Genomic DNA, 19,595 nt, shown 5'->3' on the forward strand with positions numbered 1-19,595 from the left:
TTATAATTATACCCCAAACGTCAGTTCGAGTGGAATTGCACTTTTTAGCAATTTTATATCGAGAACCAATTAAAAAACAAATACCTATCAACGCTTCTCGATACAATTTGCTCATACTTCACAAATCACTCGAAGGGACGGAAAAGTTACATTAGAGCTAGAAAACAAAATAGTAATTACACCCCAAAACGTCAGTTCGAGTGAAATTGCATTTTTTAGCAATTTTGTATCGAGAACCAATAATAAAACCAGTACCACTCTGCGCTTCTCGATACTATTTGCTCATGTTTCGCAAATCACTCGAAGGGACGGAAAGTTTATAGTAGCACTAGAACACAGAATAGTAATTACACCTCAAACGTCAGTTCGAGTGAAATTGCGCTTTTTTGCAATTTTGTATCGAGAACGAAATTTAAAACAAATATCAATCAACGCTTCTCGATACAATTTGCTCATACTTCACAAATCACTCGAAGGGACGGAAAAGTTACATTAGAGCTAGAAAACAAAATAGTAATTACACCCAAAACGTCAGTTCGAGTGAAATTGCATTTTTTAGCAATTTTGTATCGAGAACCAATAATAAAACCAGTACCACTCTGCGCTTCTCGATACTATTTGTTCATGCTTTACAAATCACTCGAAGTGACGGAAAAATTATAATAGCACTAGAACACAGAATAGTAATTACATCCCAAACGTCAGTTCGAGTGGAATTGCTTTTTTTGCAATTTTGTATCGAGAACCAATTTTAAACCATACGACTTCATAAAAAAAAGGAACCCTAATTTAGCATCTTAACGATACCAAATTTAATGGGTTCCTCTTCAGTACAAGGGATAGTAATTAGGGATTAACGTGTTTTAATAAGTCGTTTTGTAAGACTTCCTGAAGTCGTTTTCACCTTCACCAAATACACACCAGTAGATAAATCACTGACGTTAATTTCCGAATTAGGATTATTTACCTGTTTTACTTTTTGTCCGGAAACCGAATAAATACTTACCGATTGCACGGCTTGTTCCGTTTTAATTGTAAAACTGTCTTTAGTAGGGTTAGGATAAAATGTTATCGGATTACGATTTAAAAGTTCTGAATTTACAGATAATGTAGACAACTCAATAGAATACTTCATCAGTCCTAAATCTTGAACTCCAAAATACACATCTACATCTGTATCTGAAAAGACAAATGCTGACGTTAAAGTAAAAGGGTGATTTAACATTTCAGCACTAATTTCACTCCAAGTTTGGCCTAAATCTGTACTCAATATAATTTTTGCTTTTGAAACCGGTAAGGGTACATTATAACCTTCAGAATAATAGGTCACGGCCACAATAGTCTCATCATCCACTGTAGAAAAGGCTACTTTATTTGTAAATTCCGAAGAAATTGAAACCCAAGAGTCCCCTTTGTTTTGAGATAAATAAATCCCATTTGTTGTAGATAGCACCAACTGATTTGCGTTTAACGGATTTTGAGCAATATCTATAATAACATGGTCACCGAAACCTAAAGTTTCAAGTCCAGAATTGCTTAAGGTCCAAGTCGCTCCATCATCTGTAGACTTATAAAAATTAATACCTTGACTCATAAACACTGTAGAGGCACTTTCACTATCTACCTGAACCGCTGTAATAACTTCTCCTTCTGATGGAACAGCTACAACTTCATCAACAATATTATCTAAATCGGCCAAGTTCAATTTATGCAACTCTATCCCCGTAGACATCCAAGTAATATCCGTATTCGCTATAGACGTAGAGACATCTTCAAGTATTAAGAAAAACATAGAGCTTGCAATAGCTACTGGGTTGGCGCCATGGTCTGAACTCACATTTATATAAGAGGTGTTTAAAGCTCTATTCCCACTAAATACACGACCAGGAACCACAGGATCTGCAATTGTTTTTACCGCAGAACCAAATCCTTGAGTTAGGGATTGTAAATAGTACTCATCTTCTGTGTCATTTTCGATATCGATATGATTAAAACCAGAACGTAAACCGTAATACACATGGTTTTCACTAGCAGAGGTATAAGCTGTTACGGTCCCTGTTGAATTTACAAAAGGATTCTCAACCTTAGTCAATGTTACCCCTCCATCAGTACTTAAAAACGGATAAAAATTGGTCGTTATTAAAATTTCATCTGTAGTAAAAGGATTAAAAGAGGCACTTAACCCGTAATAATAAGTTTCTGGATCTATCGTCGTATACACATGGTTAGTCCATGTTACACCATTATCCGAAGATTTTACAATTTCATTTTCTTCCAATACAATAATTTCATTCGCATTATTAGGGTTAAACACTATTTTATTAATATGATCTGTAGACATTGAGGTCCAAGTAATAGGTACAATAGCCCAAGTATCACCGCCATCTGAAGAACGGTATAAATCCTCAACATGAGTATCGTACCCATAACTAGTTCCTAATAAAATATCATCGGCATTATCCGGATTAAAAGCAATAGCATCATAGGTATTTCCTGGTATTTTATTCTCCCAATTTAATCCTGAATCTAAAGACACATACAACCCTCCTAGTTCTCTAGATGTTGCTCCACCACGCATTAAAAACAACTTAGTATCGTCATTTGGAGCTATACTAACATTATTTATAGAAACATTATCATGTAGTGGACTATAGTAAACAGAATTCCAATTCACTCCGCCATTAGTGGTGTAAAAAACTTCATGCGTATATGCACCAAGTAAAGAATAAGTGGTGTGCATTAAAACCACATCGTTGTCGCTGTTTGAAATATCATAAGACTCAATTAAAATATCGACCTCAAAATCATTAGGTGGAGAAAATGTTTGTGTAATAGAGGCCGTAGCCAAATCGAAAATGGCAATTTTGTTATAGGTCGTCCCCTCTGCCCTAACATTAAAACTTAGTGCAGTCCCCGCATTAATAAGTTTTAAATCTTTTAATACCGCATAGTTATCTATAGGATCTGAATATAGAATACTCCATGTATCACCCGCATCTAAAGAGGTAACAATATGATTGGTTTGCGTTAAGGCATACAACACATTTTCTTGCGTTTCACTATAAGTGACATCGAAAATTTGTCCATAAGCTTGGGCGGCTTCAAATTCAACTTGCGCATGGCCTTGAGTTGAAATGAATACTCCAAAGAAAAAGAAGAGTAAAGTAATTTGTTTTTTCATGATATCTTTAATTTAGATTAGGGTGCTAAATATAGAGCCATCACAGCATAAGAGGTCAATTTAAAGCGTGACATTCCGTGACATCGATACGCTTTTAGCGTGACATCCTTTTTAAATCTTAGATAAATAGGTATGAAGTGTTGTGTCTTCAGGAATATTTAACTTATTAGAAATACGCTCCTTACGCTTTCTACAAGACTGCGGTGTAATGTTTAAAAGCGAAGCAATTTCTTTATTAGTTAAATTCATATATAAATAAGTGATAAATCGAATATCACTTGGAGTAAGTGTATCATGTTTTTGTCTTAATCGGTCTAAAAAACCTGGATTGACTTCCTCAAAATGGGTAAAAAAGCTATCCCATTGGGTGTCTGTTTTAAGATGCTTTTTTAATTCTCTTATCTGTTTTTTCAACTCTGGGTTATCCGATATTTCCTTGTGTTTGGATAAGGATTTAATCACCTCTTCTATTAAACTATTTTTGCTGGAAAGGTACAAGGCCTTAGCTGTGAGTTTCCTGTTTTTTACTTCCAATTCGTTTTTAAGGCGCTCTTGTTCTAAAAGGGCTAAAGTTTCTTGTTCTCTCAGCTGCTTTTCAATAAGCAAATAGTCACTTTTTTCCTTGGCCAACTCAAGGTCTACAATTGTTTTGCGTTGTTTATGTTTTATTGAATTGCTTCTTAAAACCCAAAGAATAAAGGTGATCAGTAATAGAGAAATTCCGATTATACTATATAAAAACCGACGCTCTTGGCGCATAATTTCCTTGCTTTCTGACAACTCGTGCTTATAATTTTGAATTTGAAATTTGACCTTTTCATTTTCGAACAACTTTCTATTTCGCATTAGGGTCAATGAATCTGAAGCCATTATCACTGAATCTTTATAAACCAAAGCTTTCTCTAACACTCCCATTTTGCCATACAAGTCTGATAAATATCCGTATACCTCAGAGCGATTTTCCATGCTAGTATTTAAATTTCTGGCTTTAAGACCATAGGAAAGCGCTTGAGATAAATGGTTTTGCTTTTCATGGATTTCCGCTAAAATTAAATAGACAAAGACTTTATTTTCTATTTGCGATACGTCTTGAAGTTGCGATAATAAGTTTAAGGCAATTTTTTCTGAAGTAGTAAATTGCTTTTTCAGTAAAAACATCTCCGACTGTGCCATTTTAGCTTGAATGAACACTGTAGGGTCTTCCTTTAATAAAGGTAAAGCTTCTTCAATATAACTTTGAGCCGAATCGGGCTGCTTCATTTTATTAGACACTAAAGCCAAATTCACAGCATAGTACCCCACTTTTACACGATCTTTAATGGCCTTTGCCTTTTGGTAAGCCTTCTGAAAATAATGCTTAGCCTGTTCATTATCAAGCTCCTTAAAATACAAAATACCAATATTATTGAGCACCGTCATTTCTTGGCGTGGTCCTAAATGTTCTATCGCCACTTCATAAGCCTGCAAATAAAATATAACGGCTTCACCATAATCTGATAACAAATAATAATTGGCTCCTATATTTAGTGTAGACCGAAAAACTTGCTCATACCACTGATTTTTCTTCGCAATAGACTCTAATGATAAAAGTAATTCAATGGATTGTGAATGCTTTTTCTGAAACATAAGGTCAATCCCCTTATCAATTTGCTGATCTAAAATCTCAGGTGTTTCGGCCTGTGAAAACAAGGAAAGAGAAAGAACTAAAGCCATACAGCTTAAATAGATACGAAACGCTTTGGGCATATAATCTTAGCTTTTTTGCTAAATGTAAATAATTTTTAAGAAACAAGAGAAACGGATTCTTAAATCTGAAAAATTATGTGAGCTTGTATTTTAGGTTATGGAAAGATTGTTTACCTCCTAAACCACTACTTCCCAATACAATATTTAACTAACCCTATATTCATTGGTACTATTGCATTTGGGCAACAAATAGCATACAAAAAACACATAATAAGAGAAGATTAGTAACAACTATTAACAAATAGCTGAACAAATATAACATAAAAAAAACCGCTCGATTAGAGCGGTTTCTAAATAAAAACACCAAGCATTAATTAGCTGTACCAGAGCCTAAATAAATACTGTTTGATACTTGACTACCATCAGCAGTAATAAACGCCATAAATAGCTCTACTGTATCTCCTGCATAAGTTGTTGGGATTGGAACAATTTGAGTACCTACTGTTCTGTCCGCACCATCAAGTAAAGAAATAGATTCCTTTTTTGATGGATTATAAACCATCAACATTGCCTTGTCAGTAGCATTTGCGTTACCTTCAGCAGAGTTATCATCCCAACCAAAAGTTACTTCTCCAGAAGTTGATAAATCAGACGTTGGGTTTAATACACCAGATAAACCTCCACGACTCACTAAAGCGTTTGGATAGTCAACAACAAAGTTAGGTTCAGTACCTGTAATTGCATTATTCAATACATACGACATCGCTGCATTAAATTCTGTTTTCTTAACAGCTAATCCTTTATAACCTAACTTAATAAAAGGCTTTACAGCCTGTAAAAATTCTAAAGTGGCAGTAAACTTTGTTCTTTGGTTTACTTGACCAACAGTTCTTGGATTGGCTACACTTGAAGGTTTAATTCTAATGTAGTCAATTCCTTTCCAGCTTCCACCGATAACGTTTCCAACCTTACCTGAAAGCCCTCCTAAAATACCTTGAGCAATTTTACCCATAACATAAATAATTTAAATGAAACTTACTTTTCTTCGGACTTGGTACGGACTTAACACGAAGTTGTACCTTCCGATGAAATATAAGGCAAGTATTGTGCTATTGTATAGATATGGATTTTATTGCTTTAGATTGCTTCCTTTTGCATTTTAGAAAATACATTTTGAATATATGCTACTTTTAAATCTACCATTTTTGAAATGATACTGTTAAGTTCTGCTTCCTTTTTGCTAATTGCGGACACTATATTAATATGCTTTTGCAACTGAATTTCATCATAAAACAATGAAGTGTAACTATTTTTTAAAGTGTTTCTACAATCATCTATTGAGATAAACGGAATAACACTACCTTTTAAATAGTAAGCGTAAAAGCCGCCTATTTGTAACATCATAGATAGGTGAAAAAGCGCGTTTTTTTCTTCTTCGGATGAAGTTTTGACTACAAAACAATTAGGACAAGGATTGGTTAAGGGTTTTCCGCTGTTTAGTCCTTTGTTTAGTATAAAAAAATGAGGGTTTGAGTAAGTTCTTCCGACTTGGTGTGTTTTTAGTTCAAAAGTTGACATAGCTATCCAATTTAAAATTGCTTCGCTACGCTTCGCGCCATTATTTTTTTTGAAAATAAAAAAGATAGCCATAGAACTTGTGGCGTGGATAAGGCTGTCAAGGTTTTTGGATAAAAGTTTTTTGAGATTAATTGTTTAATGATTGTGAAAAATGCTTTTGAAAAAAGTTTTATTCAAAACCCGTAGGGCTTGACCTTTATAGCCTTGTGCGGTTGGCAGAGGTAGCCACATATATTTGCTTCCTTTTTTTATTTAATCTTTCTAATTGATTTAATCTTGATTCAAGTTATTTTAACTTTTCTGGGGAATTAACACTTAAAAAAATAGGTTTAGTACTGTATAGAGCGTTGGATGTAGCGCTTGTATGGGTAGCGTTTTAAATAGTTGTTTGATAAAACAGCATTTAAACAAGCTACTTATACAGGACTTTTAGACGATAGCTTATTGATTTTTTGAGGCACGAGAAAAAGTAATGTGCTATGGCGTATTACTACATACTATAAACCTATTTTTTTATTACCGCTTACTTGGGTGGTGGGGAAAAGTGGACTATAATATTTGTTAACAAAATGAAACAAACAAAGACTTGAGGTAAGGAATACGTGGACTTAACGATGGTTTTGTGCAGTTGAATGAGATAACGAATATTATTTTCAATTATCTTAATCCTTTAATTGTTCGACTGTTTAATGTTTGTTTAAAATGTAGTTATATGTTCGGAAGTGCGCGTTGGCTGTGTGGATATTTTACATAATGACAGTTATAGCGACGAAAATATAATAAAACGCCGTAGGCAACCATTGAAAGGATTTTTGCTCCTATAACTACGCATTATGTAACATAGCTTGGGATTGGTTTTATGGCGTAATAATTGGTTGAGCGTTGGCAATGGCTCTTTGCTTTTTTATTGTACCATTTTCTCAAACTAAACTATGTTAAATAAAACAAGCAATGTGCCATTATAGCGTTGGCTACAAGTATTATGACATAAAACCAATTATGCATTGGCGCGCGGAACAACACAAAAGACAGAGGATTTTGAGCTTTCGACAGGCTCAAGCCAGGGCAAGCGAAAAAACTGGGTTTTGGGTTGTGGGGAATAAAAAAGAGCCTTCCGAAAAAGACTCTTCTAATTACTTATATAGTGGTTGTGATTGAAATTGTTATCACTTTTAGTTTCACTTTACTGATTCATAGCCATTTCGTGGTCATATTTACAACAACCTGGTAAACCTTCGTAGGCTTCTTCACTCCCTGCCACTTTTTCGGTATCATAACCTGATGCTGCGATAGCATTATGAATTGCCATTGCATCTGTTTTGGTATCATCAAAAGACACATCAATCTTCTTTTTATCAACATCCCAAGTTGCTTTGGAAACCCCTTCTACTCCGTTAGCTGCTTTTTCGATAGTGTTTTTACACATACCGCAATTACCTCTTACTCCAAAAGAAAGGTCAGTCATTGCTATATCTTTTGAAACTTCAGTAGTTGTTGTTTCTGTTTCTTTTTTGGTTTCGTTTTTACAACTTGTAAAAACTACTGCTGCTATTACAGCTACACTTAAAATTACTTTCTTACTCACGTTGTTTGCATTTTTGTTTTTGTGTTCGTGATTTTTCTTTGAAAAGTTCATTTTTTAAAAATTTAATTGTTATTACTTGATTTATATTTATTCTATTACTTGTTTCACTTCTCCACAGGTTAGCATTGCTTCGCCAAAATATGGATTGATTACTTTTTCTTCTTTACTCAACCAATATGCTCCGTTATTGTTATCTGCCATTGGGCAAAATTTGACATAGACTTTTTCATCGATATCAAACAATTGTACAACATTAATTAAATGTGATGACAGGTGTTTAAAATAGCTTCTTTGTTGTTTCAAATCTGTAGTTTTTGAAATAGAGTTTGCATAAGATTTTATGTCGCCTGCTAATGACATCCAATGATTATGAGTTTTATCTTTTACTAATTTCATATCTACTTGACTTAAATTATCCAGTAAAGTATTGGCATTTTGAGATACTTTGTTTGTATTATCTTCAACTAACGCATTTTTTAAATTAATATAGCTTTCATAAACACTAATTAATTGTTGTTGAAATGCTTTAGGTACTTCCAAGCGTTCTGTCATATTAGTATGGTTACTTTCTTTCTTTGATGCATTAATATCCATTCCTAAATGTCCTTCGTGACCTGTCATTACTTTGCCACCATCCTTATTCATCATCGACTTCTTGCCTTGTAATTGAGCAGCTGCATCAACTGTAAATGTTCCATTGGTTACTACTTCATCACCATTATTTAAACCCTCTAAAACCTCATAATTATTACCGATTTGATTGCCTAATGTAATTTTACGCATTTCAAAAATTGGTTGATTAGGATTAGCTTTTACATACACAATAGAACGTTCTCCTGTCCATAACACAGCAGATGCAGGAATTGATAAGGTTTCTTTATCTTTATTCTTAACACCATCAATGCTTGCGGATACAAACATTCCTGGTTTAAATACATCGTTCTTATTATTTAAAACTACACGTAAGGTTACTGTTCTTGTTTTGCTGTTTAAAATTGGGTCGATAAAATCTACTTTACCTTTAAATTCCTTATTAGGATAGGCATTGGTTGTTATTATAACTTCCTGCCCTTTCTTAAACTGGTCAATCTGATTTTCATAGACATCAAAATTTGCCCAAACCGTGTTTAGATTAGCAATTTTAAGTAATGGTTGACCTTGTTTGATGTAATCACCTTGCTCTACTAATTTTTCGGTAACTGTACCTGAAACGGTTGCATAAACTGGGAAGTTTTCTTTTACTTTTCCTGTGGATTCAATCTGATTGATTTGATTGTCAGAAAGTTTCCATAATTTCAATTTATTACGAACCGCTTTATATAATGCCGGTTGTGATTCTTTTAAAGAGGCTGCTGTAATTAATTCTTGTTGAGCTGCATACAATTCGGGCGAATAAATGGTTGCTAATAATTGAGCTTTACGAACTTCTTCGCCTGTAAAACTGACATTCAAACGTTCTATTCTACCTGAAAAATAACTGACTTGTACTGCATTGGCTTTTTCGTTTTTAGCAATTTTACCAGATAATTTTATGGTATTACCTTCAATATTACTTGCTCCAACAATTGTTGTTTGAATATTGGCCAAAGCCATAGCATTTTTAGTTAATTTGAATTGGTCTGCTAACAAACCATCACTACCATTTTCGGCAGGAATTAAATCCATACCACAAATAGGACAATCGCCTGGTTCTGGTTGCATAATCTGTGGATGCATAGAACAGGTCCACATTTGATTGGTTTCTGCTACCTCATCGTGATTATGGTTTGTATCCTGTTTTGATGTGTCACCAAACAACAACCAACCTAATAAAAGACCGATAGCAAGTATGCCAATGTAAATTACTATTTTATTATTTTTCATTTTCCAATCGTTTAATCATTGCTTTCATTTCTTCGATTTCTTTCTTCTGTGCTTTAATAATATCGTCAGCTAACTTTTTAACTTCTGGGTCTTTTATATCTGCACGTTCACTTGTTAAAATAGCAATAGAATGGTGTGGTATCATACCTTTCATCCATAATACATCACCAACAGTTGATTTTTGGTCACGTACTAAACCTAATGCTCCAAGAAATAGCACAATGCTACCTAATACAATACCCAAATTCTTCTTTTTGTTTTTATACATATTCTTCATAAAGAAAAACATAATTAACGCCATTGTTGATATACCTAAACAAACCATGTAAAATCTTGTTAGACTAAACCATACGTGGTCAAATTCATAGGTATTCAAATACATAGTAATGTACATTGCTATAAAAGATGCTCCTAACATCAAAAAGAATTTTGTGTAATTGCTTATTCCGTTTTCGTTGTTTTTGTGTTCTTGTGTGTTCATATTTTTTTGATTTAATAGTAATTAAAAAATTAACATTAAGGTTGCCATTATAATCATAATAGCATTTTCGATAAATGTGGCTTCGGTCATTGGTAAGTCTAATGCAGTACCAAGACAAGCACATTTTATAGACTTTTTATCTAAAAGTGTTTTTGTTACTCCAAAAGTTGTAATACCTAATACAACAAGTGTAATGATTAAGGCAATATTGACTTCAAAACGCAGTAAGAACATTAATCCTAAAGCAGTTTCAATAAATGGGTATATTTTGCCATAAACAGGAACTCTTTTTGCCAATGGGTCATACATTCTAAAAGACTCTGGAAAACCTTTTAAATCTAGCATCTTAAAGAAACTGAATACGATGTAGAATAAACCCATAAAGTCAAGCATAAAGGCACTCCAACTCCAATTTTTATAATGCAATAATATACTTGCTACTGCTATATAAAAGATGATTAACAAGAGTGGTTTTAGTTGTTGTAATTTGCTTTTTTCTTCCACGGTTTCTGTAGCCATTGTTGAGGATGAAAACACATTACGTTCTTGCTTTTCAGATAAGGTATATTTTTCTGGCAATGCTTTTTTTAGAGTTTCGGTTTCAATGTGTTGCTTCATTGTTACTTCTGCTTCACCTTTTTCAAGGTTTACAGAAACATTAGTAACGTATTCTAATTCGCCTAAATTCTTTTCTACGGAAGCCTTACAGTTATTGCAAGTCATTCCTGTTATTTTATATGTGTGTTTCATAATTTATAGTATTAAATAATTAATAATTGTACTCTGTAAATAGTAGGTCTTCACAGATTCTATTTCACTTATTTGAAACTTTAATTGTAGTTCTTGTATGTCTAATACATCATTAAAGTCAATCCTTCCTGTTTCATAGCTTTTTATCAGTATTTGTTCTGCATCTTTAGCTTGTTTTATGTTTTTGATTGCTGTATTATGACTTATTCTTGCTGATATACGTTCCTTTATAGCCTTATCTAACAATGTTTCCAAAGAGTTTAGCCTTTCTTGTTTTTGAGATAGAATTTCTTGCTGTTTTAACTCATTTTGTTTGGTTTGAGATTTATATTTTTTATTAAAAATCGGGATTGATACCGAAACCATAGGCATCACAATATCTTTACCGTTATCCGAGAAATTCATATCTGGTCTTTCGGAAACGTTGATATAGTCTAATCCAAAACCAATCATAGGACTGCTTTCTTTTTGGTTTAGTAATTCTGATTGTTCAATGGATTGGTACAGTTTTTCATACTTCAACAATTCGGGATGCAAGGCTAAATTTTCAGTATTAATTTCAAAGTGTTCTGAAGGCATCATTAAACTATCTACCATAGTAACAGCAACATCATTTTCTCTATTCAAAAAATTATTAAGATTCGTTTGTTCTGCTAAAAACTGCTGACTTAAAACATCTTTTAGTTGTTGCATTTCATTTTGACGCATTTGCAATCGCAATACATCTACTGCTGATGCTTTACCAACCTCAACTGATGTTAAGGCTAATGTTTCATAGGTTTCTAAGAGTTTGATGTTTTCGGATAACACCTCTTGTTTTGCTTTGTTGGCGTATAAATTATAATAGGATTGGGATACCGAAGCCATTAGCTTTCGTTTGGCAATAACAATGTCTTCATATTTAGCATCTGCTAATGCACTCACGTAATTTTCTCGTGAAGTAATTGTACCAAACCAAGGCAACATTTGTTTTACTGATACCTTAAAACGTTGCGCTCCTGTTCGTGTTTCTGGCTCACTTATAAAGTAACCTACACCAAATTCGGTATTAGGAATTGTATTGACCTCATTTACTTTTTCTGAAACTCTTTTGTACTGTAACTCGAACTTTTGAATCTCTGGATTATTAGCTAATGCTTCGTCAATTAATGTTTCTAATTGTTGGGCATTTACAAAGAGACCCAAGAAACAAGAGCCAAGAGCCAAGACTAATTTTATATTGAATTTATTTTGTTTCATTTGATGCTCTTTTAAGTTGAACTTCGGATTTCCAGCTGAATAATACAGGAACTACAAATAAGGTAATTAAGGCAATCAACATACCTCCAAAACTTGGTATTGCCATTGGAATCATAATATCGCTTCCTCGTCCTGTGGATGTTAGTACTGGCAATAATGCCAAAATTGTTGTTGCTGTAGTCATTAAACAGGGTCTAATACGTTTTTCTCCTGCTTCTACTATAGATGCTCTAATTTCCTTTTTATTCTTTGGTGTGTTTCTATCAAAAGTTTGTGTTAAATAGGTTGCCATTACTACACCATCATCGGTCGCAATACCGAAAAGAGCAATAAAGCCTACCCAAACCGCTACACTTAAATTAATTGGGTGCATCTGAAATAAATCACGTAGGTTTTCGCCAAAGACATTGAAGTTTAAAAACCAATCTTGACCATAAAGCCATATCATTATAAATCCACCAGCAAATGCTACTGCAATACCTGTAAATACCATTAATGACGTTCCCACCGAGCGGAATTGGAAATACAGAATTAAGAAAATGATTGCTAATGCTAAAGGCACAACAACCGACAAGGTTTTTTCTGCTCTTAATTGATTTTCATATGTTCCTGTGAATTGGTAATTAATACCTTTTGGTACTACTAATTCTCCATTATCTATTTTTTCTTGAATTAAGGCTTGTGCATTTTCTACAACACTTACTTCTGCAAAGCCATCCAGTTTATCAAATAATAAATAGCCTACTAAAAAGGTATCTTCACTTTTAATGACTTGTGGGCCTTGTTCGTATTTTATTGTTGCCAATTCGCTTAAAGGAACTGGACTGCCTTTTTCAACTGGTACATAAATCTGTTTTAGATCGGTTGGATTAGCTCTTAATTCTCTTGGGTAGCGCACGCGTACACCATAACGTTCTCTACCTTCAACGGTTTGAGTTAATACCATTCCGCCAACTGCAACTTTTAAAACATCTTGTACATCTTGTATTGATATACCATAACGTGCAATTTTTTCTCTATCTATATCAATAAGTAAATAGGGTTTACCTACAATTCTATCTGCAAATACAGCTTCCTCTTTAACGCCATCAGCTTGTTTTAAAATCTCTTCTAACTGTACACCAAAGGCTTCAATCTGTTTTAAATCTTGACCTTTAACCTTTATTCCCATTGGTGCACGCATCCCAGTTTGCAGCATTACCAATCGGGTTTCTATGGGTTGTAGTTTTGGTGCTGATGTAACTCCTGGTAGTTTAGTGACTTTTACAATGTCATTCCAAATATCATCGGGTGATTGTATTTCTGGTCGCCAATTGCGGTAGAACTCGCCATCGTTGTCTTTTATTAGTTGAGATCTTTCGACTGCGCTCAAGGTGACATTTTCGGTGTTGTTAGGATTCGCGATGAATCGGCCATCTTTCATTTCAAACAAACCATCATCATTTATCCTATAGCGTTGACGCTCCCCGTTTTTATTCAGCATATACTCTGGTTTATACTGAATGATATTTTCGTACATTGATAGTGGTGCTGGGTCTAAAGCCGACTCTGTACGACCTGCTTTACCAACTACTGTTTTTATCTCTGGAATACTTGCTACAGCCATATCTAATTGTTGTAGCACCCTTTTATTTTCTTCTACACCAGAATGAGGCATTGAGGTTGGCATCAACAGAAATGAACCTTCATTTAAAGATGGCATAAATTCTTTTCCTGTATTCTTCATAATAAAAAAACCAGCAATTACAATCGCTGTTGGAACAGATAAAAACAATAGCTTATTATCTAAACACCACCTTAAAATACGTGTGTAGTATTTAATAAATAATGAGAAAACTCCTAATAAACCAAAGCATATAATACTTACAAAAATGAGATTCCAAAAGATACTTTTATCTACGCCTAATGGTCTCCAATATTCGGCTAACAAGAAAACTATAGCTGATACCGAAATGATGATATTTATAAAGTTTACTTGTTTATCTGTTATTCTATTTTTAAGGTTTAGAAGTGCTGTGATACCAAAACCAACTAATATTAATCCTAACCAATAACCATAAACTATAGCAACTAAGCCTAATGCTATTAAAACGCCATTTAAAACATATTTAAAATGTGTTTTAATGCTTTTCTTTTTGAATAAAAATGCTGCAAAGGGTGGAATTAAAAACAACGCTACAATTATAGAAGCTGTTAGTGCAAAGGTTTTTGTAAAGGCTAATGGTCTAAATAATTTTCCTTCAGCACCAATCATTGTAAATACAGGAATAAAACTAATTATTGTTGTCATTACTGCGGTTACGATTGCACCAGAAACTTCGGCTGTGGCGTTATAAACTACCGTATTTATAGATTGTGTTCCATCATCTTCATCAAGATGCCGAATGATGTTTTCTGAAAGAATAACTCCTACATCTACCATAGTACCAATAGCGATTGCAATACCAGAAAGCGCAACAATGTTTGCATCGACACCAAAGAGTTTCATTGCTATAAATACCATTAAAACTGCAACAGGTAATAGTCCTGAAATTAAAACTGAAGCACGAAGATTAAAAACCATAATGATAATGACCAAAATGGTAATCAATATTTCAAGAGTTAAGGCTTCATTGAGTGTGCCTAAAGTTTCTTGAATCAATTCCGTTCTGTCATAAAAAGGAACAATGGTTACTTGTGACGTTCTTCCATCTGATAATACTTTTGAAGGTAAGCCTGCACTTAATTCATTAATTTTATCTTTAACGTTATTAATAACTTCCATTGGATTTGCACCATAACGAGCCACAACAACAGCACCTACAACTTCTGCACCTTCTTTATCTAATATACCACGTCTTGTTGCAGGACCTAATGAGACTTTTCCAATATCTTTAATTCTTATAGCTGTGTAATTTTCAGAAGTGACTACAGCATTTTCTATATCTGAAATAGACTTTACATAACCCAAACCACGTACTAAATATTCCGCTTGATTGATTTCTAAAGTTTGTGCACCAATATCTTTATTACTTTCCTTAACTGCTTTAACTATTTGGTTTAGCCCAATATTATATTGACGCATTAATTCAGGATTCACATCCACTTGATATTCTTGAACGTAACCACCAATAGAAGCGACCTCTGAAACACCACTTGCAGATGATAAGGCATACTTTACATAGTAGTCTTGTATGCTTCGTAATTCGTGTAAATCCCAGCCACCAGTAATGTTTCCGTTTTCATCACGACCTTCAAGTGTGTACCAAAATATTTGTCCTAATCCTGTAGCATCTGGACCTAAAGCAGGATTAACACCATCAGGTAATAAGCCACTTGGTAAAGAGTTGAGTTTTTCTAATATTCTACTACGACTCCAGTAAAACTCGATATCTTCTTCAAAAATGATATAGATACTTGAAAAGCCGAACATAGACGAACTACGGATGGTTTTTACTCCAGGAATACCTAGTAAAGAAGTTGTTAATGGATAAGTGATTTGGTCTTCGATATCTTGTGGCGAACGACCATCCCACTTTGTAAATACAATTTGTTGGTTTTCTCCAATATCTGGAATTGCATCTACAGCTACAGGATTACTTGGTAAAAATCCTGTATCCCAATTGAAAGGTGCATTTACTGTTCCCCATCCTACGAAAAGGACGAGCAGTAGTACTGCAACGAGTTTATTCTCGATAAGAAATTTGATTGCTTTATTAAGCATATAGTTTGATTATTAAATAATTAGACATTGATGGAATACCTAATAAACCTCAAAATAATCGATTGAATTCGTTTCTATTTCCTTTATATTTCAAGATAAAATAAAACCGTAACTATGGCTATGCTTATATTTTCTATTTCATCTAAAGAAAATATAATTCAAATTCACTATCGCTCATTTTGAAATTCATTCGGTATATGAAAACACCGAATACAACAAATTATCCTTATGACACATAGCCATAGGATAAAACAGTCTAAAGTTTAAAAATCAAATTAAATAAGTCTCGTCAATCTTGAAGATTTGCTTGACGACGAGTGGTGGTTTGTATTCTTCGTAAGAAGATACATTTTTATCAAAACCTTCAAAGAGGTTGATGTAAGCGTAAACAAATGAAGCGATGAATACTTGTTGTTCAAAAGAAATTTTGTCTACTTTTAATTGTAATTCATCTTGACCATCAACTAGTAATTGTTCATCATTACAACAGTTTTTCTTAGTAATAGAGCAACCTTCAGTAGCAGGCTTTTCCATTTCCATACCGCAACCTTTTGCTTTATTGAAAATTGCAGTTTCTGCTAAAGTATCACCACAATAATGCATATTTACAGTAAATGACAACGTAGAAAATAACACTACGAGAGCCATTACCAAAGACATTATTTTATGTAATACTTGCTTCATACTAATTGCAAAGGTATAAAATTTTAATAACTATTGATTTTGTTTAACAGAAGGTTAGCTATTTAACTCCATTTCTTTCGCTGTAATCTAACAGCATTTAAGATTGCCAATAATGCTACTCCAACATCAGCAAATACAGCTTCCCACATTGTAGCTAAACCACCTGCTCCTAAAATCAGCACTATTACTTTTACACCGAATGCTAATATGATATTTTGCCATACAATCTTACGAGTGGAACGACTAATTTTAATGGCTTTTACCACTTTTGAAGGTTGATCGGTTTGAATAATAACATCTGCTGTTTCAATAGCGACATCACTTCCTAAACCACCCATTGCTATTCCTACATCACTTGCTGCTAAAACTGGTGCATCATTAATACCATCACCAATAAAAGCAATTTTGTTTTCGGGATTCTGTTTTAAAATGTCAACTTCATTCAATTTATCTTCTGGCAATAATCCGCCTTTGGCATTTTCAATATGTAATTCGGAAGCAACTTGTTGGGTAATGGAATCTTTATCTCCAGACAGCATCATAATATGCTTAACTCCAACCTTATGCAATGCTGAAATTGTTTCTTTTGCATCGTCCTTTAATTCGTCTGCGATGACTACATAACCTGCAAATTTTTCATCGATAGCAACTAAAACAATAGATTCTACAATCGTATCGGTTTCTTTTACAACTTCAATATGGTTAGCAGTCATTAATGCCTTGTTTCCAACTAAAACAGTTTTTCCGTTAACCATTCCCTTTAAGCCTTTTCCGGCTATTTCTTTAACGTCACTAGCATTAAAATCCCTGTCATCGGTTTTGTATTCCAATATAGCTTTAGCAATGGGATGCGTAGATTGTGCTTCCATCGCCATCAAATACTTCATAAATTCCGCTTCCTCCCAACCTATTGCTTTTACCGCTTTTATTTTGAAGACACCCTTAGTCACTGTTCCCGTTTTGTCCATCACCAAATGATTTATTTTGGTCATCGTATCTAAAAATGAAGCTCCTTTAAATAAAATGCCGTTTTTTGAAGCCGCTCCCAAGCCACCAAAATAGCCTAAGGGTATTGAAATCACTAAGGCACAAGGACATGAAATTACAAGAAATATCAAGGCTCTGTATAACCAATCCCTAAACACATAATCATCTACAAATAAGTAAGGAATAAAGGTCACGCCAATAGCCAAAAACACCACAATGGGTGTATAGATACGTGCAAACTTTCTAATAAATAATTCGGTTTTCGACTTACGCGCTGTGGCATTCTGAACCATATCGAGAATACGAGCAATGGAACTATCTTTAAATTCTTTGGTGGTTTCAATTTCAATTACTCCATCCATATTAATACTTCCAGCAAATACTTTTTCGCCTTTTGCAATAGTATCTGGTTTACTTTCGCCTGTTAATGCAGCTGTGTTAAATGAACCTTTGTCGGAAAGTAGAATCCCATCTAAAGGGATTTTTTCTCCTACACGTACTTGCACTTTTTCGCCAATTTCAACCGTTTCTGGACTTACAGACATATAATCATTGTTTCGATATACCAGAGCTTCATTTGGTCTTACATCAAGCAACGCTTTTATATTTCCCTTTGCTCTGTTTACTGCTGCATTTTGGAATAATTCCCCAACTGCGTAAAACAACATTACTGCAACACCTTCAGGATATTCGCCAATGATGAATGCGCCAATTGTTGCAATGGACATTAAAAAGAACTCTGTAAACACATCGCCTTTTTTAATACTTTCCCAACCTTCCTTTACAACAGGAAGTCCAACTGGCAAATAAGCAATACCATACCAAATAATGCGAATCCAATCCTTGAAAACGGTAACATCAAAATAGTCTAACCCAATACCTATAATTAGCATTGTAAAACTTATGATAGCTGGTATGTAGGCTTTAATTTTACTTGAGTTGCCACTATGATTGTGACCATCATCGTGACTATGTTGCTCTTCTGAATTTGGTTTTAAATCTCTTAATTTGACTTTCTTTTTTTTCATTTTGAATTGAATAAATTTTTAATATCATTAGGTATAGGCATACGTTTTAATGGTGGTACATTTGCACCTCCTGTATTGCCGATTGGCACGTGATTAATGAACGATTTCCAACCTCCAACAATTAATCTTATTATTTGTCCAAATACTTCTTTGGTGTTTTTTTGCATTAAGCCAAACTTTAGCATTAACCAATGTGAATAGGTATGCTGAATAGGATAAGATTGACCTATAATGTGGCTTCTTTCTAAATGATACCACGCATTAGTAAAATCACTTTTAGCCAAAGCAACTTCATATAAACCAAGTTCTTTATTATAAGCATCTTTTAAATACTTTGGTATTTTATAATTCAGTTTCATTATTATCTATTTTTATTATAAAAATATAATACTAATGCGTGCAATGGAAGTGCATTATTGGCAATTACATTTGTCGCAAGTCCCTTTTACTACCAAGTTTACATTTTCTGAAACGAACCCTTCTGGCACTTTAATTTGGGGAATTTTATGATCTGTTAAGCAAATGGTTTCATTACAGTTATTGCAATGAAAATGCAAATGCAAATCGGTTTCAATCTCGCAATTACAGCCGTTTTCACACAACGCATATTTAGTGATTCCTGTGCCATCATCTATTTGATGCACTATTGCTTTTTCCTCAAATGTTTTTACTGTTCTATACAATGTGGTTCTATCTGCTTTATCAAAAGCATTTTCAATATCACTTAATGTTACTGCTACTTCCTTTTCTGCAAGAAACTTATAAATTAATAAACGCATTGCCGTAACTCGAATATCTTTTGACCCTAATAATTGTTCTATTGTTTGCAT

The 19,595-nt window shown here is 33.8% G+C and carries 14 protein-coding genes; all 14 read right to left on the reverse strand.

All coding sequences use genetic code 11. The features are described from left to right. Nucleotides 1-853: 853 nt before the first annotated feature. Nucleotides 854-3,181 (reverse strand): T9SS type A sorting domain-containing protein, encoded by a 2,328-nt coding sequence (locus ACFQ13_RS07520; RefSeq protein ID WP_386115806.1) that lies wholly within the window; start codon nucleotides 3,179-3,181, stop codon nucleotides 854-856. A gap of 111 nt (nucleotides 3,182-3,292) precedes the next feature. Continuing rightward, nucleotides 3,293-4,894, reverse strand: a complete 1,602-nt coding sequence (locus ACFQ13_RS07525) for a tetratricopeptide repeat protein (protein ID WP_386115809.1) — start codon at nucleotides 4,892-4,894, stop codon at nucleotides 3,293-3,295. 343 nt (nucleotides 4,895-5,237) lie between these two features. Continuing rightward, nucleotides 5,238-5,879 carry a DUF6266 family protein gene (locus ACFQ13_RS07530; protein ID WP_386115812.1) on the reverse strand — a complete coding sequence of 214 codons (642 nt, stop codon included), beginning with the start codon at nucleotides 5,877-5,879 and terminating at the stop codon, nucleotides 5,238-5,240. 125 nt (nucleotides 5,880-6,004) lie between these two features. Further along, the gene (locus ACFQ13_RS07535; RefSeq protein ID WP_386115815.1) at nucleotides 6,005-6,517 is read right to left on the reverse strand and encodes a DUF6943 family protein; all 513 of its coding nucleotides are present in this window, start codon (nucleotides 6,515-6,517) and stop codon (nucleotides 6,005-6,007) included. A 1,111-nt stretch (nucleotides 6,518-7,628) separates the two neighbouring features. Further along, nucleotides 7,629-8,081, reverse strand: coding sequence for a heavy-metal-associated domain-containing protein (locus ACFQ13_RS07540; RefSeq protein ID WP_386115818.1), 453 nt, complete (start codon nucleotides 8,079-8,081; stop codon nucleotides 7,629-7,631). 36 nt (nucleotides 8,082-8,117) lie between these two features. Continuing rightward, nucleotides 8,118-9,893, reverse strand: coding sequence for an efflux RND transporter periplasmic adaptor subunit (locus ACFQ13_RS07545; protein ID WP_386115821.1), 1,776 nt, complete (start codon nucleotides 9,891-9,893; stop codon nucleotides 8,118-8,120). After that, nucleotides 9,883-10,374: a DUF305 domain-containing protein gene (locus ACFQ13_RS07550; protein WP_386115823.1), complete on the reverse strand. Its 492-nt coding sequence runs from the start codon at nucleotides 10,372-10,374 to the stop codon at nucleotides 9,883-9,885. The genes ACFQ13_RS07545 and ACFQ13_RS07550 overlap by 11 nt, the downstream gene beginning before the upstream one ends. Before the next feature lie 21 nt (nucleotides 10,375-10,395). Continuing rightward, nucleotides 10,396-11,124: a heavy-metal-associated domain-containing protein gene (locus ACFQ13_RS07555; RefSeq protein WP_386115825.1), complete on the reverse strand. Its 729-nt coding sequence runs from the start codon at nucleotides 11,122-11,124 to the stop codon at nucleotides 10,396-10,398. A 3-nt stretch (nucleotides 11,125-11,127) separates the two neighbouring features. Then, on the reverse strand, nucleotides 11,128-12,363 hold the full coding sequence (locus ACFQ13_RS07560; protein WP_386115827.1) for a TolC family protein: 1,236 nt from the start codon (nucleotides 12,361-12,363) through the stop codon (nucleotides 11,128-11,130). Further along, entirely contained in the window at nucleotides 12,350-16,066 is a 3,717-nt protein-coding gene (locus ACFQ13_RS07565) for an efflux RND transporter permease subunit (RefSeq protein ID WP_386115830.1), read from the reverse strand. Before ACFQ13_RS07565 ends, ACFQ13_RS07560 begins: the two co-directional genes overlap by 14 nt. 270 nt (nucleotides 16,067-16,336) lie before the next feature. Next, the gene (locus ACFQ13_RS07570; protein WP_386115833.1) at nucleotides 16,337-16,750 is read right to left on the reverse strand and encodes an HYC_CC_PP family protein; all 414 of its coding nucleotides are present in this window, start codon (nucleotides 16,748-16,750) and stop codon (nucleotides 16,337-16,339) included. 62 nt (nucleotides 16,751-16,812) lie between these two features. Beyond that, nucleotides 16,813-18,765: a heavy metal translocating P-type ATPase gene (locus tag ACFQ13_RS07575; protein ID WP_386115836.1), complete on the reverse strand. Its 1,953-nt coding sequence runs from the start codon at nucleotides 18,763-18,765 to the stop codon at nucleotides 16,813-16,815. After that, a complete protein-coding gene (locus ACFQ13_RS07580; protein ID WP_386115838.1) occupies nucleotides 18,762-19,124 on the reverse strand; it encodes a DUF3703 domain-containing protein in 363 nt (120 codons plus the stop codon). Before ACFQ13_RS07580 ends, ACFQ13_RS07575 begins: the two co-directional genes overlap by 4 nt. Before the next feature lie 54 nt (nucleotides 19,125-19,178). Further along, nucleotides 19,179-19,595: a Fur family transcriptional regulator gene (locus ACFQ13_RS07585; RefSeq protein ID WP_386115841.1), complete on the reverse strand. Its 417-nt coding sequence runs from the start codon at nucleotides 19,593-19,595 to the stop codon at nucleotides 19,179-19,181.

Source organism: Winogradskyella rapida (assembly GCF_042675845.1).
Lineage (GTDB): Bacteria > Bacteroidota > Bacteroidia > Flavobacteriales > Flavobacteriaceae > Winogradskyella > Winogradskyella rapida.

Excerpts from the sequence above, each read along its gene's own strand:
- ACFQ13_RS07540 (WP_386115818.1), bottom strand. The coding sequence starts at position 8,081 with ATGAACTTTTCAAAGAAAAATCACGAACACAAAAACAAAAATGCAAAC.
- ACFQ13_RS07525 (WP_386115809.1), bottom strand. The coding sequence starts at position 4,894 with ATGGCTTTAGTTCTTTCTCTTTCCTTGTTTTCACAGGCCGAAACACCT.
- ACFQ13_RS07570 (WP_386115833.1), bottom strand. The coding sequence starts at position 16,750 with ATGAAGCAAGTATTACATAAAATAATGTCTTTGGTAATGGCTCTCGTA.
- ACFQ13_RS07520 (WP_386115806.1), bottom strand. The coding sequence starts at position 3,181 with ATGAAAAAACAAATTACTTTACTCTTCTTTTTCTTTGGAGTATTCATT.
- ACFQ13_RS07545 (WP_386115821.1), bottom strand. The coding sequence starts at position 9,893 with ATGAAAAATAATAAAATAGTAATTTACATTGGCATACTTGCTATCGGT.
- ACFQ13_RS07530 (WP_386115812.1), bottom strand. The coding sequence starts at position 5,879 with ATGGGTAAAATTGCTCAAGGTATTTTAGGAGGGCTTTCAGGTAAGGTT.
- ACFQ13_RS07550 (WP_386115823.1), bottom strand. The coding sequence starts at position 10,374 with ATGAACACACAAGAACACAAAAACAACGAAAACGGAATAAGCAATTAC.
- ACFQ13_RS07575 (WP_386115836.1), bottom strand. The coding sequence starts at position 18,765 with ATGAAAAAAAAGAAAGTCAAATTAAGAGATTTAAAACCAAATTCAGAA.
- ACFQ13_RS07555 (WP_386115825.1), bottom strand. The coding sequence starts at position 11,124 with ATGAAACACACATATAAAATAACAGGAATGACTTGCAATAACTGTAAG.
- ACFQ13_RS07585 (WP_386115841.1), bottom strand. The coding sequence starts at position 19,595 with ATGCAAACAATAGAACAATTATTAGGGTCAAAAGATATTCGAGTTACG.
- ACFQ13_RS07565 (WP_386115830.1), bottom strand. The coding sequence starts at position 16,066 with ATGCTTAATAAAGCAATCAAATTTCTTATCGAGAATAAACTCGTTGCA.
- ACFQ13_RS07560 (WP_386115827.1), bottom strand. The coding sequence starts at position 12,363 with ATGAAACAAAATAAATTCAATATAAAATTAGTCTTGGCTCTTGGCTCT.
- ACFQ13_RS07580 (WP_386115838.1), bottom strand. The coding sequence starts at position 19,124 with ATGAAACTGAATTATAAAATACCAAAGTATTTAAAAGATGCTTATAAT.
- ACFQ13_RS07535 (WP_386115815.1), bottom strand. The coding sequence starts at position 6,517 with ATGGCTATCTTTTTTATTTTCAAAAAAAATAATGGCGCGAAGCGTAGC.